The organism is Thermococcus sp. ES12 (assembly GCF_012027515.1).
Lineage (GTDB): Archaea > Methanobacteriota_B > Thermococci > Thermococcales > Thermococcaceae > Thermococcus > Thermococcus barossii.
The window spans coordinates 718,879-742,421 of record NZ_SNUP01000001.1; the positions used below are offsets into that span (position 1 = coordinate 718,879).

A 23,543-nucleotide genomic window follows, 5' to 3' on the forward strand; every position below is an offset into this window, starting at 1 on the left:
GGTGGTTTGGATGGTAAAAACAAAGGTTAAGGAGAAACGGAAGAAGAAGGGAGAGAAAACTTCCCTCCCCGAGTACTATCAGAAGTTTAAGACCTACGGTCTCCCGCTGATAGTCCTTGTACTGGCTTACTTTGGCTTTAAGATAAGGAACGTCACGTCAAACTACAAGACCTTCCTTGACCCGGATACGTTCTTCCACTACGAGATGTACAGGATAGCCATTCACGACTGGATTCCCAAGTACTTCGCCTACGCGGATCCACCCACGGGAATAAAAGCAGGTGGTTACCTCGGCCTCTACACCATTCAGGCCGTATTCTACAAAATCGTCTCGGTATTCGGGTACGACCCGCTGGGGGCGTTCAAGCTCTGGCCACCCTTCGTCGGAGCAATGACAATCATAGCAGTATACCTCCTTGGAAGGAAGCTACACTCAAACTGGGCCGGCCTCTGGGCCTCGGCATTCATGATGTTCTCCTACGCCAACTTCAGCAAGACCTACTCGGGCAACAACCGTGGTGAAGGTCCCTTCATGATGTTCTTCCTCTACGCCGTATTCCTCCTGATGATCTATCTCGACGAGAAGGAGTGGAACTGGAGGAAGGTACTCTCCGGGGCCCTGTTCCTGCTGATGAGCATCCTTTACATGGCCGCCTGGACGGGAAGCACCTTCGGTGTTGGCATACTGCTGCTCTTTGCGGGCGTCACCGCCGTTGTGTTCTTCATCTTTGGAAAGATTGATGCTCTGAAAGGGTTCGTCAGGGATTTCTTCCCGCTCTACGGCCTTTCACTTATCCTCGGACTGGCCCTATCATACACCGGATTCATCGGCATAAAGTGGTTCCTGATATTTGCCATCGAGGCCTTCATAGCCCTCAGTGTTCTAGTCGCGATAATGCTCTACGGAGAGAGGATCGGCCTCAACTACTCGGACAGAAAGCACAGGTTCGGCACCGTTGCGGTTATCGCGATCATTGGAGTCCTAGCTGTTTACGGTTACTTTGGTAAGGATCTCCTCAAGTTTCTTGGGAGCGCAACCCAGTCAAATCCCCTCTACCAGACGGTAGCGGAGCTCGCAAAGACGGACTGGAACACGATAAAGGCCTACTACAGCGTCAAGACCAAGGACGCGCTAATCTTCATCCTCTCAGCTGTGGGCTTCATCATAGTTGCCGCGAGATTCGTAAGGAAGCTCGCCAGGAACGACCTGACCGGCCACAAGGAGATATTCCTCGTCACGTACTACATTGGCTCACTCTATCTGCTCCTCTTGGCGGTTCGTTTCGTGTTCCAGGCATCTGGAGCCATACTCCTGCTGGCAGGCGTTGCCATCGGGGAGATATTCCTCTTCGTTGAGGAGATGAAGGAGAGCATAACCACCAAAGCCCTTTACGCCGTTCTTCTGATGCTCCTGTTCCTGCCGTTACCGCTCATTGGAGCCCAGTACATGAACAGCATAGCCACAAACACCGCGAAGAGCCAGGGCTCGGTTCCGTCCGAGTGGGTGAACTCACTTAACTGGCTCAGGGAGAACAGCAACCCGCTCGACAGCGCCACCAGCTGGTGGGACTACGGCTACTGGATAGAGTCCAGCCTGCTCAGTCACCGGCGCTCCGCCACGGACGGTGGTCACGCCTACGACAGGCGCTACATCGTCGCGGACTTCTTCTCGCACTACGGCAACGAGAGTGAGCAGGACTTCGAGGCCTGGGAGCTGAACTACCTCATAGTCTGGCAGCAGGACATCTACAAGTTCAACGCCATAAGCTACCTTGGCGGTGCGATAACCTATGGCGAATACCGGAAGAACCCGATGTTCCAGCTCATTCCCGCCCAGTACATCCAGTACGTCAACGAGAGCGGAAAGATCGTTGTGTACATCAACACAGGAAAGTATGCCTATCAGCCGGTTTTCACCATAGACCTCACCAAGGGAAGGATAATCCAGGGGAGGGGAGACATACCATACGTCCTCTACGTCTTCCAGGGATACGGACTTCTGGCGTACCAGAAGATAGCATTCAGCAACTTCGTAAGGCTGGCATTCCACATCCCGTACTCCTTCGAGCCCTGGGATGCCCAGAAGCTCTTTGCCAACTTCAAGCCCGTGCACAGCGACGGTGGAGTATCAACCTATGAGTTCAGACCCTTCGCGGTGTACAGAATTGACAAATTTGAGAACGGGACATGGAAGGCATTCTACAGCACCCTCGGCGGCGGAAAGCTCCCGCTCGGAGAGCAGAGGCTCAGGCTCTGGATATCCGCATTTGGCAGAGACGTCAAGGACGCCACCCTCATCTTTGAGGCTTACAACGGTAGCGTGCTTGTAAAGAGGGAAGTACTGGCGGAGGGCGTCAACATGAACCACCTCAACGAGACTCCTATCGAGGTGAACCTGACGGTACCCAACGCCACCAGCTACCGCTTTGTCCTGGCTCAGAACGGTCCCCTTGGGGTGCTCGACGGGCCTGTCTACGTCAACGGAAAGGAGGTAAACCCAAGCTACGTTCTCGACGAGGGACAGAGCGGAGAGCTGAAGCTCACCGCCGCGTTCAGGGAGGAGCGCACAGTTGACCTGTACCTCAGGGCAAGCATAGTCTACTACGTCGCACCCAACGGCAAGGACATCTACCAGGAGAAGTTCTACCTCGAACCCCATCAGGACATAGTGACGTACGTGCCGGTTAAAGAAGGGATAAGCGTTGTCGCTGGGGACAACCATATCACCGTCCAAGCATCGATGCCCGATGGCGTCTTTGAGAGCTATGTCCAGAGGCTCTATCAGAAGTACGGAGAGGACAAGGTTGTAGTGGTCAGGAAGAGGGTAGAGCCAATCTTCATTGCAAAGAAGGAGTACGTGATCTGGGAGGGCTAATCCCTCACTATTCTTACATCTTCGAGTCTTTTTAATCCCCCTTTTTCAGCGGTGTTGACAACGCCGGGTGTGAATTTTTTCCCCGGAACAAGGATGATAGCCTCAACTTCCCCAAAGCCCAGTTTCTTAAGGGCAAAGGCCCTGTGGTGGCCGTCTATGAGGTAGTACCGGTCCCCGTGGGGTATGACTATTACCGGCGCATCGTAGCCGTGCTTTATCTCCTGGAGAACCACCAAGAGCTTGACCTCGCTCAGCTCCGCCTGGGTCGGGACAATGCAATCCAGGGGAATAAACGCCGATTCAAGTTTGAATTCAATGCCATAGATCGCCTCGTATTCCCTTCTTATCCTTTCCGCCCGCTTCCAGGCTTCCTCCCTCGTTATCAACCTTATCCTTCTCAAGGCTTCACTCCCCGAACGGCTATGAAGGCAGCCATGTTCCTGCAGCGTCTGTAAAATCTCCTGTCGATACTCTCAGCCAGACCATGGAAAGGCCAGAAGGACGGAAAGTATATGACGCCAGCACTCTCGATGTCAGTGAACCCCGCGTTTTCGAGGAGTTTCTCCAGCTCCTTTGGGGTGTAAAAGCGGGCGTAGCGATAGGCGGTCTCCACAAACAGACTCTTCAGCCTTTTGAAGAAAAACCATGCACTCCGTCCGTTCATCGTGGCTATGAGAACCTCTCCACCTGGTTTCAGGACGCGGCTTATCTCGGCCAGAACCTTTTCCGGCTCATGGATGAACTCGAACATCGTGACGCTTAAAACCAGGTCAAAGCTCCGGTCGGGAAACGGCAGGCTGTAGGCGTCGCCCTTTATGCATTCCAGTCCCTTCGAGCGTGCAACCTCAAGCATACCCTCACTGGCGTCGAGTCCAATAACGTCGAATCCCCTTTTCTTCAGCTCAAGGGTGTAGTTGCCGGTTCCGCAACCGAGGTCGAGCGCCCTCCCAGACCTCGACCGTAGCATCGAGAAGACTAGCCACTTCTCGGTCCTGTCAACGTAGCTGCCCGTCTTCGTTCGGTACCACTCGTCGTACCTGCCGGCAATCCTGTCGAAGTACTCTGCCATCTCACACCCTCATCTTGCCCTCTATGGTCAGCGGCTTGTCCGTCCTGTCATCTATCCTCAGGCTTATAACGACCCTCTCGGCTCCAGCCCGGAAAATGGCCTCGTGGCAGGCCTTCACGAGGTCAAGGATTTCCTCTACGGAACCCTCGACCACAGTTCCCATCGGACAGAGCTTGTACTTGAGGCCGCTCGTCCGGATGACCTCCAGCACGGGTTCTAGGTACTTTCCCACGCTCGGCGTTTTCGTCCCCAGAGGGAACAGACACAGCTCGGCAACCGCCATCATCCTCCCCCCGCGGGAGGGAATATGTGCACCTCGTCATCCTCGTGAAGCTCCGTGTCCAGACCGTTCAGATGAAGGACGTTGTGACCGTTGACGAGTATCATTCCATCGACCGGCTTGTTTTCATCAACGCGCTCCGTTTCAAGGAGCTGTTTTTTAATGTCGGGGCTGTAGTGCTCCGAGAGGTACTCAATGAGCTCGCGTACGGTTTTTACACCGTGAACTTCCACCTCTTTTCTCCCCACCAGCTCCCTAAACGTGGCGTAGAACTTAACCCTCATGGAACCACCAAATATCTCTGTATGGAAAACCCTTAAAGTGATTTCGTCGTATTTAGTAACGGAGTGTTGAAATTGCTGACGGTTAATCCACCGGAATACTACCCAATCATTGACAAACTGTTCGCGGGGAGGATTAAAGAGGCTGTGGAGGCCTTTGGGGCATCGCTGGAGGAGCTCACAGTCTTCGTCCAGCCGGAAGACAGGGTTCTGAACCTCATATTCTTCCTGAAAGTCAGGGGACTCCAGCGGTTCCTGTCCATGGAGGTGGATCCCTTCGTCTACGGCCTCTTAGAAAAACTTGCCTCCGATGCCACGGAGACATTCGGAAAGGTTTATGGGGTGAGGTTTTCAATATCCGGTTTCAAGGTGGTTGATGAACACCCCCATGAGCAGCCCGAGAGCGCCGCCAGGCTCGTAGTCAACGGCCCCGATGATATGAGAGATGTGCTGGAGCGCCTTGGAAAGGGTCTCATGATAACCCTGCGTGAGTGGAACGTGCGCTTCTCCGCCCTTGCCGTGACGGTACCCATTGAAGAGCCCCATATACTCACCATAGTCCTTAAAATGGAACATGTGATACCTCCCGAAGAAAAGGTTGAACTCGAAAAGAAGCTACGGCACAAAACGAGAACCTACCTCAAAACCCTGACAAAAAGGGTCATTCCCGTCGAGATTAAAATACTCGACCCAGAGGACAAGACCCTCGCGTCGATACTACGGAGAAAGATCGAGATTGAGAAGGAAGCTGAAGAACTGGCAGAAAGTGACGAAGTCAGGGAGCTGATGAACCTCCTGGGGAAGGAGACTCCCGGTTCCTGATGTAGTCCAGGAGGGGCCTTATCCTCTCCCACACCTCGCTTATGCTCCCGTGCCCGTCTATTCTAACGTACACGCCCTGCTTCTTGTAAAACTTGATGATTGGCTCCATGTTCCGCACGTAGAGGTCATAGCGTCTTGCAACTATCTCCGGCCGGTCGTCCTCCCTCTGCACCAGTTTTCCCCCACAGATGTCACATCTTCCCGGAACTTTTGGTGGCCTGTATCTCAGGTGGTACACGGCACCACATTTTGAACATATCCTTCTCCCCGAGATTCTCTCGATGCTCTCCTCCTTGGATATTGATATCTCTATGGCAACGTCTATGCTCATGCCGTGGTCATAGAGGTAGTTCTCCAGGGCCAGAACCTGTTCTGCGGTTCGTGGATAGCCGTCTATGATGAAGTTCCTCCTGTCGCGTCTCAGCCTTGAGATTATCAGTGTGTTAACGACGGTATCAGGTATCAGCTCCCCACGTGCGAGGTACCTCTGCAGTTCCCTGCCGAGGGAACTTCCCCTCTCTATCTCGGCCCGTATCATGTCGCCGGAGGATACGTACGTCAGACCGTAGCGCTCCGTTATTGTCCTGGAGTGGGTTGACTTGCCGCTTCCGGGTGGTCCAAATATGAGGATGTTCATTTTTCTCACCGTTAGTTATTTATTTCTCAACGGATAAAACACTTATGGTGATGGCCATGAGGCTGAGTACGGGATTCGTTCGTGCCTCTGGCTATGCGTACAAGGTAAGGAGAGTCCTCTTCGCGCTGACGCGGAAGAAAGTCGAGCCGAGGGAGGTCGTGAGGGCGGCCGGAGAGCTGAACCAGAGAATCTTCGAGAGGCTCCAGGAGCTGGGCGTTGAGAAGAGCGACGTCATCAGGATAACCGTGCCCTTCAGGATTGAAGATGGAACCATAGTATGGGACTATAACGGAATGAATATCGAAGTCTACAGAAAGAGCGAGGAGGAAAACCTCGCGCGGGCCATGGAAGAAATCGAAGAGCGCGAGAAAGCCCTTGAGGAACAGATAAAAGAACTTGAGGAGCTTGCACTGCAGCTCAGGGACACGAGCGAGAAGATACTGGAAAAGCTGGAGGAGCTCAAGCAGGAGCACACCTCTTTGAAGCTCAGGGCGGAGGAGTGAGGGAATCCAGGAAGATGTTGACGTAGGCCACGACATGGGAGGCCAGGTAGCTCTTTTTTCCGACGCTTATTTTTTGCGCTATTCCCGAGAGGAAGACCTCGTCCTCCCGAGAAAGGCCCTCGTGGTCGCCGAGAACAAAGGCCACGTTGGGAGGGAAGGAGACCTCCGCTATCGGCTTCCCCTCCTCGTGCAGGTAGTAGAGAGCGGAACCTTTCAGGGTTCTTCTAACGATGTCCTCGAAGGTCATGTTGCTGACGTAGATACCCGGCAGGACTTCAACTTCTTTGCTCGGTTCTCTCAAGTTTTCCGCGGCCTTGAGCGCCCGTATTATTAGCTTTGCCGTGCTGAGCTCGTCCGGGTTGAGCGTTTTTGGCCTCATTTTCTGGCCTTCAAAGCGTATGGCCTTGGGCGGATTTGGTGGACCGTATAGGCTCAGCCACACCCTGACGTTCTTTCTGAAGCCGTGAGACAAGAGGAACGCCGAGTTCAAAACCCTGCAGAGAAGGTCTATCCTGCCGCTCGTGCCGGGGAGGTCATTGAGCTTGAAATCCGGAGCTGTGTGGGCCTTGCTGGCCTTGACAATGAAGGTTCTCATGTTTAAGGATGAGGAAACCTGGTTTATAAGGTTCACCAGACCATGCAGAATCTTAAAGTACATGCAGCAGAACTGCGGCGATAGATTGAAAGCCCAAACTCTCCCGAAGGTCTTTAGTAACCTTCCCACAGTATCGCACGCTTAGTTTCATTCATGTCAGATTTTGTAACGAAATTTTTTCGAAAATCACGGATTAGACAGCTCCTCCGCCAAAATTCGCGAAACCCCGATTAAAATAAAGATTTTCTGAGTACTGGCGATTTAACGGGAATATCTCCAAATTCCAGTCAGATTCTGGCCCTGGAAGGCGACAAACAGGGACGGGACATAAAATACAGGAAACACCAGCGAAAAGTAAACGAAAAATGGCCGGCTCTTGTACCCCGTACAGCTCCCCAGAAAAGTCCGCAAATACGAACCTTCGAGGAAAACCTTATAAATTTGAAGCTCGTCTAATTCTCTGTTGGGCGAAAGAAAGCAAAAACCGCCCTGTTGCAATAAGACTGTAGGAGAATTGAAAGCGGTGTAGGAATATGGGCGTTCCACCCTCTCGAAAAGTTGCAATAAGACTGTAGGAGAATTGAAAGTTGTAGAGGAGCGTGTACTGGTCTTTCTGGGTCTCAGTTGCAATAAGACTGTAGGAGAATTGAAAGCTAAGACGCTTGAGGAGATGAGCATCAAGGAGCATGGGTTGCAATAAGACTGTAGGAGAATTGAAAGCTCGATGATATCAAGACCAAAGTTCTTACGAACCCAGTTGCAATAAGACTGTAGGAGAATTGAAAGACGTCTTTGGGGAACGTCGGGGAACTGGGGATTTGGGGGTTGCAATAAGACTGTAGGAGAATTGAAAGGTTCAAGGGTATCGTCGCGGCGATTGCAGAGGGCGGTTGCAATAAGACTGTAGGAGAATTGAAAGGGAGGACGCCGGGTACATCAAGCTGGTGAACTACCCGAGTTGCAATAAGACTGTAGGAGAATTGAAAGTTGCAGAGTGTAACCAAACTCCTCGACGAGCTTCTTAGTTGCAATAAGACTGTAGGAGAATTGAAAGACACGCCAAGGACTATGGCATCAACCCCCATGGTCATGTTGCAATAAGACTGTAGGAGAATTGAAAGTTAATGTATTAGTTTTTTAGTGTGTTTAGTGTTGTGAGTTGCAATAAGACTGTAGGAGAATTGAAAGGAACCAGAACTCCACCGTCCCGGCGTCGCTGACGTGGTTGCAATAAGACTGTAGGAGAATTGAAAGGTAGCTGTGCGTCTTCTTCCTTCATAAGCTCTCACCCCGTTGCAATAAGACTGTAGGAGAATTGAAAGCGACCCGCCCACGGACGGCTTGGTACTTTGGTATGCCGTTGCAATAAGACTGTAGGAGAATTGAAAGTATTACCGGCGTTGCATATGAAAGGAAGGGGTGGGGGTTGCAATAAGACTGTAGGAGAATTGAAAGCCCTGTGAAAAGTTCAAGCTTGAGGATGAAGAATGATGTTGCAATAAGACTGTAGGAGAATTGAAAGGGGCGCTCTCCCACTCGAAGCTGAACTTTCCTTTCCAGTTGCAATAAGACTGTAGGAGAATTGAAAGCTCACGCTGCTCGTTCTCTGAAAAGATTTCGAGGGCAGTTGCAATAAGACTGTAGGAGAATTGAAAGACCCCAGTTCACGTACGCCCATGAGCCGATGTACACAGTTGCAATAAGACTGTAGGAGAATTGAAAGAGGTTAAGGCGTTTGAGAAGTGGTCAAAGAGCATGGAGTTGCAATAAGACTGTAGGAGAATTGAAAGCTCATGTCCCTGACCTGGATAGTGCCATTCGCCTCGCGTTGCAATAAGACTGTAGGAGAATTGAAAGCATGCCCCACCTACGATAAAGAAGAGAAAGGGCACGCGTTGCAATAAGACTGTAGGAGAATTGAAAGGAGGCGGAAAGGCAGGCAGATGGTCTTTAATGTTCAGGTTGCAATAAGACTGTAGGAGAATTGAAAGCGAAAAATGCTATTTTAAAGTCAGGCTGGTAACTGTCCGTTGCAATAAGACTGTAGGAGAATTGAAAGCGAACAAACCTTTGGGCCATCCTCCGCTCACCTCCAGTTGCAATAAGACTGTAGGAGAATTGAAAGCTTTAACTTCTGTGATCATTGCAGAAGCGTGTCACTCGGTTGCAATAAGACTGTAGGAGAATTGAAAGTTAATAACGTATTTAGCGTTCCTTTTCTTTTTGAAGAGTTGCAATAAGACTGTAGGAGAATTGAAAGCGTTGGTTCGGCGAATACTTGCTGAAAGAGATTGAGTTGCAATAAGACTCTAGGAGAATTGAAAGCGAAGCGCGGTGGGAGCTTCAGGAGCTCGACGGTGACTGTTGCAATAAGACTCTAGGAGAATTGAAAGGAGGTCTCCAGTGGCTCCATCTTCCTTGACATCGTAGTTGCAATAGGACTCTAAGAGAATTGAAAGCAAAGGGGGCGAGATGATCGGAATCGAAGGGCAGTAAGTTGCAATAAGACTCTAAGAGAATCGAAAGATGGGCTGGTTAGGTAGAATCAAAGGAAATAAAAAAGCGCCATCACTCCACCCTTCTTCCAAGCAGACGGTTTATTCTCGCCCGTATGCCCCTGTTGATCTTGACCAGCATGACGGTTCTTGGGCATCTGCTTGCCACCCTCTCGGGCACTTCACCGAATATCAGCCTTTTGAAGAGCGGCTCCCTTGTTGCACCCATCACCACGAGGTCGTGCACCCTGCATTCCTGGAGAATTGCCTGTACCGGGTCGCCGTCCACTATCTTAAGTTCGGCCCCCTTTATCTTCTCAACGACCGGCTTAAGGCGCTCTCTGAGCTTCTCCTCCGGCTCATTCTCAACATTAACGCTCAGGACAGTAACCCTGGCACCGTAAACATCGGCCAGTATTGAGACGAGCTCTGCGCTCGCGGCGCCCTGTTTTCCTCCCCTCGTCGGGAACAGTATGCTCCCTATCGTTTCTAGCTTCTCTGTATCGCCGGGTTTTATGACGAGAACGTTGCAGGGAGCGTTTTCGACTATCTTGTCCAAGTTGCTGCCGAGGACGTATTTGCTCCACCTCGAGCGGCCCTCCCAGCCCAGGACGAGAAGGTCAGCCTTCTGGTCCCTGACGGCGCTCAGGATTCCTCTGTAAACGCTGTGGGCGTAATAAACGATTCCCTCCGTCTTGACGCCGCTCGGCGCGTATGACTTGGCGAGCCTGATGGTCTGCACTGCCTCATCAGCAAACTGTCTGGCTTCCTCAAGCGGGGTCTGTTCGGGAACGGTAACGACGCTGACTATCAGCAGCTCCCCGTTTATCCTCTCCGCTATTTCCCCAGCGTATTTCGTTAGTATTTCGGCATTCTTCTGGTTTGAGACGGCCACCATTATTCTGTAGCGGGCCTCCTCGCCGGCCTCTTCGAAGACCACCTCACTCTCCGGCTTTTCCACCTCGACTTTGGCGCCCTCGTATCCGCGGTAGATAACCAGCCCGGCAACTATCCAGAGGAGGGTTATTGCCCATGCCGTGGGGCTGACGTGGAAGACCCAGAGCGAGAGGATCGCCTGGAAAACGATTGCGAGCAGAGGAATGTAGGGGAAGTAGGGCATGAGAAAGCCATAGTTAAGCTCATCTCCCCGTTCGTTCCTTATCTTTATCACAGCCGCGTTAACGAGCAGGAAGATTAGGAGAAACACTATGTCCGCGCTTGCCGCGACATCCTCTATCGGAAATATGAGGGCAACGGTTAGAACTATCAAGGACGATGCAAAGAGCGCGTAGTGGGGAACGCGCCTGACCCTGTGAATCCTTGAAAAGATTCTGGGAAGCCTGCCGTCTCTGCTGATGGCAAAGAGAACCCTCGTGGAGGAGTAAATGGTGGCGTTCAATGCAGAGGTAGATGAGAAAATCGCCGCCAGCGTTATGAGAAGTCCCCCGTACGGCATCAGGTCGCTTATGGCCTCGCCCATTCCAACTGGTCCGTGCATTGCAAACCACTCACTCACAGACATCCCGCCGGGTTCGGCCCCAACTATCGCCGCAAAGGCGAATAGAAGGTAGGTCGCCGTAACTGCGGCGACAGAGTATAGTATGGCCTTGGGGACGGTTTCTTTGGGTTCAAAGGCCTCCTCTCCGGCGTGGGCTATGACCTCGTACCCCTCGAATCCCACATAGGTGAAGCCCATGGCCATCAAAACCTTCTCCCAGCCGTTGGGGACGAAGTTACTGAAGTGCGAGAGCTTTTCAGGATGAATAACGATGTAGTAGATGGAGAAGAGGCCTATAAACGCCAGCGTTCCCATCTGGCCGAGGGTTATGAGGTTCTCGATGTTCCCGGTCTCAGACACGCCGATGTAGTTTATGACAATGAACACAAGTGCTATCGCCAGGGCCAGGAGCTTGATGACCAGCTCACTCTCAAGGCCGAGGTTGGTGAACCATGGCGTATCTTCGATGAGAAAAACCGTGTAGGTTGCAAAAGTTATCGCGTAGAGGCTGCCCGCGACCGTCAGGGCAAACCAGTTCATCCAGCCGGATATGAAACCAACGATGCCCTTGAACGCCTCGTCGATGTAGGTGTAGGCCCCTCCGGCCGTTGGGAGGGCGGAGGCCAGCTCCGCAAAGGACATCGCTGAGAAGAAAGCGATGAGACCGTTGAGAGCGAACGCAACTAAAATACCACCCGGACCGGCGAAACCAATGGCGATGCCGGTTGCAACGAAGACACCGGCACCTATCATCATGCCCATACCCATCATCATGAGATGAACCAGCGAAAGCCCCCGGGAAAGCTCCACCTTTTCACCCTCGTGCTCCATATTACCTCCTCCTGTGTCTCGTAGCCCTCTGAACTTCAAGGACATGACCTATCCTCTTTTTCGCGTATTTACGCTTTCTTTCAATCCGTTTGCGCTTCATCTCGGCTATTATGGAGTTTGACTTGTGAAGAAGAGCAAGCATCGCCCCATAGGAGCCGAAGATTATAGCAGCGCCGAGTATCTGGTCGGTGTTCATTCCTTCCACCCCGCAGGTGAGGAAATAATAGGGAAACGGAAATTTAAAATGTATCGATAGTCTTCAGACGGTGAATATCCTGATGGTGTTCGTGCCTGCAGTCTTTCCTATCGGCGTCCCCTTGGTCAGAAGAACCGGGTCGTTATCCTTAACGAGGCCCAGTCCCCGTATCACGCGCAGTATCTCTTCCTCACTCGTCTCACTGACAACGAAGGGGTAGACGCCGTACGAGAACATCAGATTCCGTGCAACGTGCTCGTCGGTGGCAAAGGCCAGAATCCACTGCTTGGGCTTGAAGCGCGAAATGAGCCTCGCCGTCTCGCCGGTTCTCGTCGGGGTAAGGATGTACCTGATATCCATTGAAGTGAGTGCCTCGATGATGCTCCTGGCTATTGTGTCCTTTATCGTGCCCTTCTTGGGCCCCCTTTCGCTCCAGCGGGTCATCTTCCACTCGATTATGCGTGCTGACCACTGGGAGTCCCTGTATGCCTCCGTCGTCTTGGCTATCCTGGCCATCATTCTAACCGCATCTACCGGGTACTTTCCAACCGCAGTTTCCTCCGAGAGCATGACGGCGTCGGTGCCGTCCAGAATGGCGTTCGCCACGTCAGTGACCTCTGCCCTGGTGGGTAGCTTTTCCTCGGTCATGCTCTCCAGCATCTGGGTGGCCGTTATCACGGGTTTTCCGGCAACGTTGGCCTTGTGTATGAGCTTCTTCTGGAGGACGGGGAGCTTCTCGATTGGCATCTCGACGCCGAGGTCGCCCCTTGCTATCATAATACCATCGGCAGCGCAGAGTATATCATCGAAGTTTTTCACGGCATCAGGTCTCTCTATCTTTGCGATTATGAAGAGGCTCCCCTTCCGCTCCTCCACAAATCTTCTGACCTTGAGGACGTCGTAGGCAGAGCCAACGAAGCTTATACCGACGGCGTCAATACCGTTCTCAATCGCAAATTTAATGAACTCCAAATCTCTATCAGTTACTGCGTCGATTGCCATCCTTGCCTTCGGCACGTTGATGCCCTTGTGGGAGAAGAGGGTTCCCCCAACCAGAACCTTGCAGACGACATCCTGTCCCCTGATCTCCTCCACCCTCAGCGCTATGAAGCCGTCGCTCAGGTAGATGACATCCCCCTTTGAGACCATTCTGGGGAAGTCCTTGAATTCTACGGGTATCTCTGCCTCGCTCCCAACGACGTCTCTCGTTGTCAGAACAACCGTTTGCCATCGTCTCAGCGTCACCGAACCGTTCTGTATCTCCCCAACACGGATTTTTACCCCAGGCAGGTCGCCGAGAATGGCCACTGGGCGGTTGAGCCTTTCTGAGATTTCCCTTACCATCTCGACCGTTTTCGCGTGCTGCTCAAGGTCACCGTGGGCGAAGTTTATTCTCGCAACGCTCAGCCCGGCCTTTATCATGGCCTCGATGGTTTTCCGCTTCATCGAAGCGGGACCTATCGTGGCCACTATCTTGGTTTTGTGAGACGGAAGCCTCATGTTCTCACCTGATATGACAGTTCAGCACCCTCCTAAATAATCTTATCCCACGAAAGGCTTATGAGTTAGGATACCCTAATCAGAGGGGTGATTGGATGAACCCGCTGGAAGTTGTGGTATTCGATGAAGAGGGAAAGGAAGTCTCGCTCCGCGAAGTCCTGGGTGGCAAATGGACCGTTCTCTACGTCTACCCCAAGGACAACACCCCCGGCTGCACCACCGAAGCGAAGGAATTCACGGAACTCCTTCCAGAGTTCGAGAAGCTGGGCTTTCAGGTTGTTGGTGTCTCAAAAGACTCCGTGAAGAGCCACCTCCGATTCAAAGAGAAGCACGGATTGAGAATCAAACTGCTCAGCGATCCCGAGGCCAGGCTGATAAAGGCCCTGGGTGCATGGGGAAAGAAGAAGCGCTACGGGAAGGAGTACGAAGGCGTGATAAGGAGCACGTTCATATTCGACCCGAATGGAGAAATAGTCTGGAAGAAAATCAACGTCAGGGCGAAGGGCCACGCGGCAAAGGTTCTTGAGGAGGCCAGAAAGCTGGTAGGCGATTTGTAGAACTGGACTCTGCCTCAGAAATCAGGGGGCTAACCCACCAGGGCGTTTCTGAAACCGAGCCCCTCAACGATCTCGGCTGCTCTCTCCATTTCATCCCTCTTGAGTCTCCTGTTGATCTCGGAATACCTTCCTGCCAGGTATTCCGGCCTGTACTGGAACATCACGTTGATGCGCACGTCCCGTCCAAGGTTCCCGGCTATCCATTTAAGCACGGGGCGCGTGCAGCACTCAAGGTGTCCCGGAACCACGAGATGCCTTATGAGGAACTCCGCCCCGTAATGTTTCCTGGCCAGGAGGAGGTTCCTGGTTACCACCTCCCAGTAACGGGGAATCTTTGAGTACTTCAAGGCGCACTCATCGTTTCCCCACTTAAAATCGGCAAGATAAACGTCAACCACACCATCGAGAAGCCTCATTGCCTCCTCGCTCATGTACATGTTGGAGTTCCAGACGACGGGTATTGGAACATCAACGCGCCTCAGGGTTTCCAGGATGAAGGGGAGGTTTGGAGTCGGCTCACCGCCTACGAAGTTAACGTTTCTGGCGCCCCGCTTGAACGCCTCTTCGATTTTCAGAGCCATGAACTCCGGAACATGCTCCACTCCAACCCGGTACTGGCTTATGTCCCAGTTCTGGCAGAAGACGCAGCGAAAGTTGCAGCCTGAGAAGAAGACTGTGTACGACGGCACGAGTTCAGGCTCCTCCCCGTAGTGGAGGAAGTCGCTCGCAACCAGGCTCTCCCGAACGCGACAGTACCCTACACCCTCCCTTCTATTCACGCGGCACTTTACCTCGCAGAGGGTGCAGGATTCCAGGATTCTGTCTGCGATGAGTGCCTTGAGGTCGAGGAGGTTCTTTTCGGGGACTTCGCCGAGGTCGTTGTCCCTAAGTCTGTCCATGCCCTCGGCGTGCTCGTTCCAGAGCTCATCGAGTGGTGAATCCTTATCAAAGCTCACCTTAACTTTCCTCACGGCGAAGAACGCCGGCTCAGTCTCCCCGGCCAGAATTGAGAAGTAGCGGGGTAGCGCTCTTCTTGCATTCTCGGATTCGTATCCGTGAAACCTTCCGCCCCACATCACAATGGTGTGACGCTGGGAACCCTAAAACCTTTGCCTCCCCTTCACTCCCTCAGGTTGAGGTCAGACCATTCAACAGCCCTCTTGAGACTGATGAAGCAGGAATCGCAGTAGCCGAGCATCCTTGAGTCCCATTCCTCCATGCTCGATGGCGAGTTCATCACACAGTTGTTGGTGCAGTGGTCAAGGCCAAAGCTGTGGCCGACCTCGTGGAGAACCCCCTTCAGGAGGCGGTTCTTGAAGAGCTCAAGCTTTGACCTCAAAAGCTCCCCCTTTCCGTTCTCTCCAGGTTTCTTCAGGAGTTCTGGGAGCTCTGGTGGTTCAAACGGCCTCATCGAGAGCACCATAATCCTGAGACCGATCCGCGTTTCGTGTATCCCCAGAAACTTCTCGAAGAAATCGAAGTAGGGATTGCGGGAGACGAGCGGAAATGTGGTCAGGGCAAATATCTTGTTCATCTTGATATCGGGCCTCTCCTCTATCTCGTTTAGCAACTTGGCGTGGAGAACATCAACCAGGGCCTCGAGCGGATAGACCCTAACCTTTCCCTCTGGAGTGTTTAGGCTTATTAGGTATCCCGGTTCAAGCTTGAGTTTCCCTATGTACAGAAACCTCAGGGGAATATCGCTCTCCTCAAAGAAATGATTGGCCTCCTCGAATACGCTGAACACAACTTCCCGTATGACCTCCTCCTTCACGAAGTTCCCGACGTAGGTGAAGGCTATGAACTCCATGATTTCATCACAAATGAAAGGCCGTTTTATGCTTATTAAATTTTTAGGTTATTAGGTAATTGCACCACAAACGTTTTTAAACGCCTTTCAGATGCTTTTTCGGGCGATGGCGTCCGCCCGGGCTTCGAGCCGAACCGCCCGCGAGGGCTGATGACGCCTGTTCTACCAAAGAAGGAGGCGGTGGAATGGGCTCGAAGCTCCATGAAATTGGACGGTTCATTAACGCCGATTCGCTCATCAGGTACATAGAGGAAAGACGCCACGGGGACGGCGGCTACTGCTTCGTCAGCGTTCTGGACGATACCAACGTCAATGACACGTACTACGCGGTCAAGATTTACGACCTGCTCGGGCTGGAGTTCCCGGAGCCTGAGAAGACCATTGAATTCCTCGCGAACGCAATACAGCCCCAGACCGCTGTGGTGGCGATAGCAATGGCCTTTGAAGGGCTGGCCATGTTGGGAGCAGAAGACGTTGCGATGGAGCACATTGACATCGTTTTTACCAAGTACAACCCGCTGGAAGGCGAATTTGCCGTCGGTCTCGGCGGAAGTGAGGAGTTCGGGACGGCAACACCGCTGGAGGCAACCTACTGGGTGGTCAAGGCGTTTAAGGCCATAGGCTACGGGTTCAGCGCCGATGAGAGGGGCGCCATAAGAACCTTCGTCATGAGGTTCAGAAACGGCAACGGGTACGGCGTTAAGGGGCCCACAACGACGATGACCTACCAGGCAATCTACACACTCCGGGCCCTCGGCTACAGGCCACCTAAGAGTCCTCACTTCAGGAACTGCGAGCTCTGCGGTGATTGGGGCGGTTTCACCGAGGTCCCCTACAGCCTGCCCCCGTACCTGGAGCCGACCTTCTACGCGGCCAGGGGGCTGGAACTTCAGGGTGAAACTCCAGTCTGCCCGAGGAGGCACATCTGGTTCATACGTCAGCTGCAGAATCCCAACGGCGGCTTCAGACGCTCTCTGGAACTGGGCATTTCGAACTTCCAGAACACGTACAGGGCCCTGGCCGTGCTGGATTTCATGAAGCGCTACCTCTGAGTGGTGTGAATGGACCTTATTGGCATATATCTCCGAGATGCGATGGGAGACGGCTGTCCCGTCTGTAGAATACTTCGCAAATACGAGGAGTCTGAGATAGAGACGATCCTCTACGAACACGTGAACGACCCGGGAGTGCGGGAGAAGTTCAAGGAGAGTCTCGGCCTCTGCACCTACCACGCATGGAAGACCCTCAGGGAGGCCTACTCCGACCCCCTCCTCGGACCCCTGGGCGTGGCCATCATCTACGAGCACATGCTCTCATCCTATGTGGCATCACTGGAAAGGGGCCGTACCCCCGAGGAGGGGGAATGCTTCCTCTGCCGGCTGGTGGAGGAGAAAGAGACCAGCACTGTGGAAGCTTTTGCGGAGAGGATTGAGGAGCTTCTCCCGGAGTACCGGAACTCCGAATCCATACTATGCAGGAGACACTATGAGATGCTGGTGTCAACCCTCCAACGGACGAACCCCCAAGCGGCCAGGATGCTTGAAAACCTCCAGCTGGAAAAGCTACGGGTTCTGGAGAAGCGCCTCGGGTCATTCATAGATAAATTCGACTACCGTGCCAGGGAGAAACCCACGAAAGAGGAGATATCATCACTGCCCCTTGCGATAGAAGCTCTGAAGGGTCTCGAAACTGGAGTAACGGTTAGAAAGAGGGGGAAAGGAAAAGGTCGGAGGGGCTTCCCGTGGAGATAGAGGTCACGGACGACGAGCTAAAGGAGATAAGGAAGAACCGGAGGGAGATAGAGGCCAGGTTTCGGGACCTGGAGGGCCTTGAGAGAACCCTGAGGGTTCTAAAGCTACGTTTTCTCATCGAGCAGAGGGAAAGGGTCAAGAAGAGGCTCATCGAGATGAAGGCAAACTACGAAGAGCTGATCGAGTTTGAAGAAATGGGCAAGCTGGACAAGAGGTTCCTGATGGCGTTTCGGAAGGAGCTCAGTGAGGAAAATAAACGGCTCAGAGCAGAACTGGAGGGCAGGAAAGGATGAAACTCACGGTACGGCCAAAGAAGGGCTGGCGAAGGGTAACGTTCAGGATTCCAGACGAAATCATGGAGCGAATCAAGGAGCTCTGTGAACGCTATGGATTCCGGGTTGAAGAGGCGATCAGGATAGTGCTTCTTCATGGTTACCTAGAGGACGACCCCAACGCCAACCAGGAAACGTTTGAAAGGCTCAAAGAGGAAATATCCCGGCTCGAAAAAGAACTCTACGAACTGGAGGGCAAATGGTCCCCTCTGAAGTTCCGCTCATACTACATCGCACTGGACAACCAGAACCTTGCGATACAGCTCTCAGCCATGATTGCCGAGAACAGGAGACTCCGTGAGCGGCTGGGACTTCCGGAAAGGGACTACAGTGAGGTCGAAAAGAAGATACATTACTACCTCAACTTTGGGGGAAAAGACTAACCCAGCAGTTTCTCCCTGAGGACTGAGACCCACGCGGATTCCAGCAACATGGAGAGCAGAACCGTCATCAGCCCGGCGCTCAGTATCAGCTCCCCCCATTCAATAAGCTCAGGGCTGCCGTAGACCCTCCCGAGGACGACGGGCAGTATGGCCATGCTCGCGGCAACGGCACCCTTCGGGCCCTCCAGGGATATAAAGAGGTACCTCCTGAGGCCGGTGAAGGGCAGGATGACGAGGGAAGCCAGCGGCCTGGCGACGAATATGACGAAGAGGGCCACGAGGAGCGATGCCACTATCGTTTTCCACTCCAGGCCGGTGAGGTCGAGGCTTGCACCGAGGAGCACGAAGATGAATATGACCGAGAATGTCGAGAGGACGTCGTTGAACTCCATGTTCCTCTCCACCGCATCGTCCACCTTGCTGCTTTCCTTCCTGAAGAACTCGCGGTGGTTTCCAAGGATGAGACCTATGACGGTAACGACGAGGAAGCCCGATGCCCCCAGGAACTCCCCGACAACGTAGCCCCCGAAGGCCATCGCCAGACCGAGTATCTGGGTGTAGGGGCTTCTGTAGAGGCCAAGCCTCACTATGGCCTGGTACGCCATGTAGGCTATGGCCGCTCCAATGGCCGCCGAGACGAATATCTGGTAGAGGAAGTAGGCTACGGCCGCCCAGTACAGCCCCGCACCCTTCAGAACGGGCCCGATGGGATTGTAGCCAGGAATCTCAGGAACTACAAGGAAAAGAGCAACCATCGTGAGTATTATCGCAAGGGGGCCGTTGAATATGGCCTCCGTAATGATTATCGTCTCAACGTCCTCCGGGACCTCGTGCTCCTGGAAGAGCGGTATGAGCGTGGCCGGGTCGGTGCCGGAAACCACTGCCCCAAAGAGAAAGCCGACCGCGAAGGGAACGTGGAAGACCCACGAGAAGAACCATCCGGCGAGGAGTGCAGTCCCAAGAAGGCCGGCCGTATCGAGGAGTGTTATGACGAGCTTGTGCCGCCTGAGAACATGGAGCTTGAGGTCAAAGCCCGCCGCGAAGAGAACCAGAAAGAGACCGAAGGCGCGGACGTAGTAGAAGAGCACCCTGGCGGTGTGGGGGAGAATGAGACTGAGGACGGGCCCCACAAGAACGCCGAGGAGGACGAGAAGGGGAGTGTAGGGAAACTTCGTCTTCCTGCTGATGAGCATCGCCAGTATGCCCGAGAGAAGAACTACCAGTGAAGCGAGGGCAATGGTCTCTATTCCAAATTCAAAGCTCGGAATCCCCGGCATGTTTGCCACACTCCTACAGCGGCGGGGAATTATTTAAGGGTATTGCAACCCAGGGGCCCAAAATCTTAAGTAGGGGTTGCGGGATGCATGCTGGAGACGGGAGAAAGGCAGAGGAGAGGGTGATATCGTGAACTTCAGAATAGTAACCGCGATAATGCTGGGCGGCGCCCTCGGTGCGCTGGCAAGGTTCTACATTTCGGGGCTGCTTCCCGTTTACAGGGAGTTTCCCGTCGGAACCCTCATGGTGAACAGCATAGCCAGCCTCATCCTTGGCTATCTCTACGGATTGCTCTTCTGGGGCATCGGAATCTCAGCCGAATGGAGGCTCTTCTTCGGAACGGGCTTCTGCGGGGCACTGAGCACGTTTTCAACCTTCTCCTACGAGACCTTCTCTCTCCTCCGCGAGAGAGAATACCTCATAGCCGCCCTGAACATCTCGGCAAACGTTATAATCACGATTGGCCTAGTATTCCTCGGGTTCATCCTTGCAAGGAGGTGATTTTGTGGTTGAGGTTGAACACTGGAACACCCTCCGCCTTCGCATCTACATAGGCGAGAACGACCGCTTTGAGGGAAAGCCACTCTACAAGGCGATAGTTGAGAAGCTCCGTGAGATGGGCATCGCGGGGGCAACCGTTTATCGCGGGATTTACGGCTTTGGCAAAAAGAGTCGCGTTCACTCCGCGGACGTCATGAGGCTCTCAACCGACCTGCCCATCATAATCGAGGTCGTTGACAGGGGGTATAAAATAGAGAACGTGATAGGTGAGATAAAGCCAATGATAAAGGACGGGATGATCACGGTTGAGCCGACCATAGTCGTGTGGGTGGGCACGAAGGAAGAGGTGAGCAGGTTCGAGGAGGACGCCGTGAGGGAACTCTGATTCTCTCCTAAGTATTATATATGAGTTAGTGCAATCCCTTCTGGAGGTGCCATCATGCTTCACCACGTCAAGCTTATCCACGCCACCAAGAGCCGAAAACTCCTTGGAAAGAAAATCGTTCTCGCTATTCCGGGCAGCATAGCAGCGGTTGAATGTGTGAAGCTCGCCAGGGAGCTTATTCGACATGGCGCAGAGGTTCACGCCGTCATGAGCGAGAGCGCAACCAAGATAATTCACCCCTACGCAATGGAGTTCGCTACCGGCAATCCAGTCGTTACCGAAATCACGGGCTTCATAGAGCACGTTGAATTGGCGGGAGAGCATGAGAACAAGGCGGACCTAATCCTCGTCTGTCCGGCAACCGCTAACACCATTGGCAAAATCGCCTGCGGCATAGACGATACACCCGTTACAACCGTTGTAACCACCGCTTTTGCCCACACGCCGATACTGATAGCCCCTGCCATGCACTCCACGATGTACGAGCACCCGATAGTTGTGGAGAACATCGAGAAGCTCAAAAAACTTGGCGTCGAGTTCATAGGGCCTCGCTTTGAGGAGGGCAAGGCCAAGGTAGCTTCGATAGACGAGATAGTTTACCGCGTCATCAAAAAGCTCCATCCCAAGAACCTCGAAGGGAAGCGCGTTCTGGTTACGGCGGGAGCTACACGGGAGTACATAGACCCGATCCGCTACATAACCAACGCGAGTTCTGGGAAGATGGGTGTTGCTATAGCAGAAGAGGCCGACTTCAGAGGGGCGGAGGTAACGCTGATAAGGACAAAGGAGAGCGTCCCCAGCTTCGTGGAAAACCAGATCGAGGTTGAGACCGTTGAGGAGATGCTCCGGGCGATAGAGGGCGAGCTGAGGGCAAAGAAATACGATATTGTTGTTCTGGCGGCGGCTGTCAGCGACTTCAGGGTCAAGAATAAGGCGGAGACCAAGATAAATAGCGGGAAATCGCTGACCCTTGAACTCGAACCGACGCCGAAGATAATTGACCGCGTTAAGAAACTCCAGCCCGACGTCTTCCTCGTCGGCTTCAAGGCCGAGACGGGCCTCAGCGAGGAAGAGCTTGTAGAGGCCGCAAGGAAGCAGATTAACAGAGCCGGAAGTGACCTTGTGGTGGCCAACACCCTCAAAGCCTTCGGGAGTGACGAGAACGAGGTTTTGCTGGTCACCCGCGATGCTGTAAAGAAGCTCCCCCGGATGAGCAAGAGGGAGCTGGCAGAAAGGCTCTGGGACGAAATAACTTCAATTCTTAGCCGATGAATGAAAAACCTTTTTTACCCTCTTAACCAATTTTCCTAAAACCATTCGAGGTGATAGTATGGTGGCCTTCGATGAGCCCCTGCCATACATAGGGGTGACACCGTTCCAGCTGGTGTCGGCGCTGATAATACTTGTCGTCGGCTATCTGGTGGCGAGGATACTCGTATCGCTCCTCAAGAGGAGCCTGAGAAAGACCAAGCTCCCGCCGCTCGTCGTCGAGTTCCTCGGCAGGTTCCTGGCCATAATGCTCTACGTGGTCGTCATAATAGTGGCCCTTGGAGCCGTTGGCATCTCGGTCTCCCCGCTGATACTCGGCCTGTCGGCTGTGATAGGCCTGATACTGGGCTTCGGCCTGCAGGATACCCTCACCAACCTCGCAGCGGGCGTATGGATAGCGGCCCTCAGGCCGATAGACCTCGATGAGGTTGTCGAGGTCTCTGGCCAGGTCGGAAAGGTTAACGGCATAGGCCTGATGAGCACCGAGCTGATGACCCCGGACAACAGGGTCATAACCATACCCAACAAGCTGGTCTGGGGAAGCATAATAGTGAACTACACGAGGATGCCGACGAGGAGAGTAGATGTGGACATAGGCGTCGCCTACGGCACGGATCTTGACAGGGCAATAAAGCTGGCTATGGACCTGATGAAGGGCCATCCCAAGGTTCTCGACGACCCCGAGCCGAGCGTCGTGATAACCGCCCTCGCGGACTCATCGATAAACCTCCAGCTGAGGGCCTGGGCGAAGACAGAAGACTATTGGACGGTCAAGGGAGACCTCACCAAGGGTATCTACGAGCTTTACACCAGGGAAGGCATAGAGATACCGTTCCCACAGCTCGACGTCCATGTCAAGGAGATGCCCGAATGACTTTTCTTAAGGGCGGCGAGAAAGATTTTTGAACCTTGCCGCCCAGTTTTATTATTGTCAGAACCCGTTACAAAGTGAGCAGGGATGGTGGTCATAGGGATAACCGGTTTTGAAGGCAGCGGTAAGACCGCCCTCACTTCAAACATTGGGGCCTGCCTAGCCATGAGGGGCATCAGAACCCTTCTCGTAGATGCCGACCTGTACTTCCCCAACCTGGCGTTTCAGTTCGGGGTCACTCCAAAATACACCATCCACGCATACCTTGAGAATCCGAGGATGGATTTAGAATGGCTGACGTATCCCTACATGGAGATAAGGAACCTTCATCTCCTCTTGGGCGACCCAAACGCCCCGATAAGGCACAGGTTACCCTTTAAGAATCTCACGACACTTATTGAGTACTTTAAACCTGCATACGGAGCCGTTCTCATAGATTTCCCATCTGGCCTTCCGATAGACGCCCACCCGCTCATCCCCGAGCTTGACTATCAAGTGCTGGTCATAGACCCCAGCACCGTGCCGTTGAGGAACCTCAAGGACTGGGTAGATTCTGCGATAAGAAAGTTTCTCCACCTGGGAATCGAGGATTTCTGGGTCATCCTCAACAAGCCGTTAATCCCGGAAAAGAACCTCGAAGACCTTGAGAAATTCATCTCCGAGGAGCTTGAGGTGCCCCTCCTTGGCACGGTGCCGTACGACCCGCTGATACTTGAGGGCACGTACAACGGCACTCCAATCTGCACCTGGGGGGATGAACTGGGTGTGATAACCAAACTGTCCTACACGTTTGAGGAAGTTTTCTTCTAATTTCCAAAACGCTCATA

Annotated in this window: 25 protein-coding genes, 1 CRISPR repeat array and 1 riboswitch; of the genes, 13 read left to right on the forward strand and 12 right to left on the reverse strand. The window is 53.2% G+C overall.

The annotated features are described in order from the left end of the window. Positions 1-10 precede the first annotated feature (10 nt). Entirely contained in the window at positions 11-2,875 is a 2,865-nt protein-coding gene (locus tag E3E37_RS04035; RefSeq protein WP_167714994.1) for a peptide transporter, read from the forward strand. Here the strand turns inward: E3E37_RS04035 and E3E37_RS04040 are convergent. From E3E37_RS04040 to E3E37_RS04055, 4 genes are read right to left on the reverse strand one after another with little or no spacing between them, the layout of a single operon-like run. Then, positions 2,872-3,276 (reverse strand): ParB/RepB/Spo0J family partition protein, encoded by a 405-nt coding sequence (locus E3E37_RS04040; RefSeq protein WP_167714996.1) that lies wholly within the window; start codon positions 3,274-3,276, stop codon positions 2,872-2,874. The genes E3E37_RS04035 and E3E37_RS04040 overlap by 4 nt on opposite strands. Further along, positions 3,273-3,944 carry a class I SAM-dependent methyltransferase gene (locus tag E3E37_RS04045; RefSeq protein ID WP_167714998.1) on the reverse strand — a complete coding sequence of 224 codons (672 nt, stop codon included), beginning with the start codon at positions 3,942-3,944 and terminating at the stop codon, positions 3,273-3,275. Before E3E37_RS04045 ends, E3E37_RS04040 begins: the two co-directional genes overlap by 4 nt. Before the next feature lies 1 nt (position 3,945). Further along, positions 3,946-4,227 (reverse strand): MTH1187 family thiamine-binding protein, encoded by a 282-nt coding sequence (locus tag E3E37_RS04050; protein ID WP_088865773.1) that lies wholly within the window; start codon positions 4,225-4,227, stop codon positions 3,946-3,948. Next, complete coding sequence (locus E3E37_RS04055) at positions 4,227-4,508, reverse strand: ubiquitin-like small modifier protein 1 (protein ID WP_088864712.1); 282 nt, start codon at positions 4,506-4,508, stop codon at positions 4,227-4,229. Before E3E37_RS04055 ends, E3E37_RS04050 begins: the two co-directional genes overlap by 1 nt. 63 nt (positions 4,509-4,571) lie before the next feature. Here E3E37_RS04055 and E3E37_RS04060 point away from each other — a divergent pair, with 63 nt between their 5' ends. Next, positions 4,572-5,327 (forward strand): hypothetical protein, encoded by a 756-nt coding sequence (locus tag E3E37_RS04060; protein ID WP_167715000.1) that lies wholly within the window; start codon positions 4,572-4,574, stop codon positions 5,325-5,327. Here the strand turns inward: E3E37_RS04060 and E3E37_RS04065 are convergent. Continuing rightward, a complete protein-coding gene (locus tag E3E37_RS04065; protein WP_088864714.1) occupies positions 5,281-5,964 on the reverse strand; it encodes an adenylate kinase in 684 nt (227 codons plus the stop codon). The genes E3E37_RS04060 and E3E37_RS04065 overlap by 47 nt on opposite strands. 56 nt (positions 5,965-6,020) lie before the next feature. On the opposite strand from E3E37_RS04065, the gene E3E37_RS04070 reads away from it, so the two are divergent. Then, the gene (locus E3E37_RS04070; protein WP_088864715.1) at positions 6,021-6,467 is read left to right on the forward strand and encodes a single- stranded DNA-binding family protein; all 447 of its coding nucleotides are present in this window, start codon (positions 6,021-6,023) and stop codon (positions 6,465-6,467) included. On the opposite strand, the gene trmY is transcribed toward E3E37_RS04070, so the two are convergent. The 4 genes from trmY to pyk all read right to left on the reverse strand — a co-directional run bounded on the left by trmY (position 6,451) and on the right by pyk (position 13,582). Continuing rightward, a complete protein-coding gene (gene trmY / locus E3E37_RS04075; RefSeq protein WP_167715002.1) occupies positions 6,451-7,062 on the reverse strand; it encodes a tRNA (pseudouridine(54)-N(1))-methyltransferase TrmY in 612 nt (203 codons plus the stop codon). The two genes, E3E37_RS04070 and trmY, sit on opposite strands and share 17 nt — an antisense overlap. 491 nt (positions 7,063-7,553) lie before the next feature. Beyond that, positions 7,554-9,588: direct repeats of the CRISPR family, unit length 30 nt; unit sequence GTTGCAATAAGACTGTAGGAGAATTGAAAG. Between the two features lie 42 nt (positions 9,589-9,630). Next, complete coding sequence (locus E3E37_RS04080; protein WP_167715004.1) at positions 9,631-11,886, reverse strand: amino acid permease; 2,256 nt, start codon at positions 11,884-11,886, stop codon at positions 9,631-9,633. Position 11,887: 1 nt separating this feature from the next. After that, positions 11,888-12,082 (reverse strand): hypothetical protein, encoded by a 195-nt coding sequence (locus E3E37_RS04085; RefSeq protein WP_088864718.1) that lies wholly within the window; start codon positions 12,080-12,082, stop codon positions 11,888-11,890. A gap of 63 nt (positions 12,083-12,145) precedes the next feature. Next, complete coding sequence (gene pyk, locus E3E37_RS04090) at positions 12,146-13,582, reverse strand: pyruvate kinase (protein WP_167715006.1); 1,437 nt, start codon at positions 13,580-13,582, stop codon at positions 12,146-12,148. 95 nt (positions 13,583-13,677) lie between these two features. Between pyk and E3E37_RS04095 the strand changes: the two genes are divergently transcribed. Then, the gene (locus E3E37_RS04095; protein WP_167715008.1) at positions 13,678-14,139 is read left to right on the forward strand and encodes a peroxiredoxin; all 462 of its coding nucleotides are present in this window, start codon (positions 13,678-13,680) and stop codon (positions 14,137-14,139) included. A 29-nt stretch (positions 14,140-14,168) separates the two neighbouring features. Here the strand turns inward: E3E37_RS04095 and E3E37_RS04100 are convergent, their stop codons facing one another. Both E3E37_RS04100 and E3E37_RS04105 read right to left on the reverse strand, forming a co-directional pair. Continuing rightward, positions 14,169-15,215, reverse strand: a complete 1,047-nt coding sequence (locus tag E3E37_RS04100) for a radical SAM protein (protein WP_167715010.1) — start codon at positions 15,213-15,215, stop codon at positions 14,169-14,171. A gap of 44 nt (positions 15,216-15,259) precedes the next feature. Next, positions 15,260-15,949, reverse strand: a complete 690-nt coding sequence (locus tag E3E37_RS04105) for a peptidase M54 (RefSeq protein ID WP_167715011.1) — start codon at positions 15,947-15,949, stop codon at positions 15,260-15,262. Positions 15,950-16,042: 93 nt separating this feature from the next. Continuing rightward, positions 16,043-16,116: riboswitch (Fluoride riboswitch) on the forward strand. An 18-nt stretch (positions 16,117-16,134) separates the two neighbouring features. Between E3E37_RS04105 and E3E37_RS04110 the strand changes: the two genes are divergently transcribed. The 4 genes from E3E37_RS04110 to E3E37_RS04125 are packed head-to-tail and all read left to right on the forward strand — an operon-like array spanning position 16,135 to position 18,415. Then, a complete protein-coding gene (locus E3E37_RS04110) occupies positions 16,135-17,001 on the forward strand; it encodes a hypothetical protein (protein WP_167715013.1) in 867 nt (288 codons plus the stop codon). Positions 17,002-17,010: 9 nt separating this feature from the next. Beyond that, positions 17,011-17,700, forward strand: a complete 690-nt coding sequence (locus tag E3E37_RS04115) for a DUF6062 family protein (protein ID WP_167715016.1) — start codon at positions 17,011-17,013, stop codon at positions 17,698-17,700. Next, the gene (locus tag E3E37_RS04120; protein ID WP_167715018.1) at positions 17,691-17,993 is read left to right on the forward strand and encodes a hypothetical protein; all 303 of its coding nucleotides are present in this window, start codon (positions 17,691-17,693) and stop codon (positions 17,991-17,993) included. Before E3E37_RS04115 ends, E3E37_RS04120 begins: the two co-directional genes overlap by 10 nt. Beyond that, entirely contained in the window at positions 17,990-18,415 is a 426-nt protein-coding gene (locus E3E37_RS04125; protein WP_167715020.1) for a ribbon-helix-helix protein, CopG family, read from the forward strand. The genes E3E37_RS04120 and E3E37_RS04125 overlap by 4 nt, the downstream gene beginning before the upstream one ends. Here E3E37_RS04125 and E3E37_RS04130 read toward each other — a convergent pair. After that, positions 18,412-19,692, reverse strand: coding sequence for a sodium:proton antiporter (locus tag E3E37_RS04130; RefSeq protein ID WP_167715420.1), 1,281 nt, complete (start codon positions 19,690-19,692; stop codon positions 18,412-18,414). The genes E3E37_RS04125 and E3E37_RS04130 overlap by 4 nt on opposite strands. Positions 19,693-19,819: 127 nt before the next feature. Between E3E37_RS04130 and crcB the strand changes: the two genes are divergently transcribed. From crcB to E3E37_RS04155, 5 genes are all read left to right on the forward strand, one after another. After that, on the forward strand, positions 19,820-20,191 hold the full coding sequence (gene crcB / locus E3E37_RS04135) for a fluoride efflux transporter CrcB (RefSeq protein WP_167715022.1): 372 nt from the start codon (positions 19,820-19,822) through the stop codon (positions 20,189-20,191). Positions 20,192-20,195: 4 nt separating this feature from the next. Further along, positions 20,196-20,576 (forward strand): DUF190 domain-containing protein, encoded by a 381-nt coding sequence (locus E3E37_RS04140; protein WP_167715024.1) that lies wholly within the window; start codon positions 20,196-20,198, stop codon positions 20,574-20,576. A 54-nt stretch (positions 20,577-20,630) separates the two neighbouring features. Beyond that, complete coding sequence (coaBC, locus tag E3E37_RS04145; RefSeq protein WP_167715026.1) at positions 20,631-21,848, forward strand: bifunctional phosphopantothenoylcysteine decarboxylase/phosphopantothenate--cysteine ligase CoaBC; 1,218 nt, start codon at positions 20,631-20,633, stop codon at positions 21,846-21,848. 58 nt (positions 21,849-21,906) lie between these two features. Beyond that, positions 21,907-22,719, forward strand: a complete 813-nt coding sequence (locus tag E3E37_RS04150) for a mechanosensitive ion channel family protein (RefSeq protein ID WP_167715028.1) — start codon at positions 21,907-21,909, stop codon at positions 22,717-22,719. A gap of 84 nt (positions 22,720-22,803) precedes the next feature. Further along, positions 22,804-23,526 carry a MinD/ParA family protein gene (locus E3E37_RS04155; RefSeq protein ID WP_167715030.1) on the forward strand — a complete coding sequence of 241 codons (723 nt, stop codon included), beginning with the start codon at positions 22,804-22,806 and terminating at the stop codon, positions 23,524-23,526. The last annotated feature ends 17 nt before the right edge of the window (positions 23,527-23,543 follow it).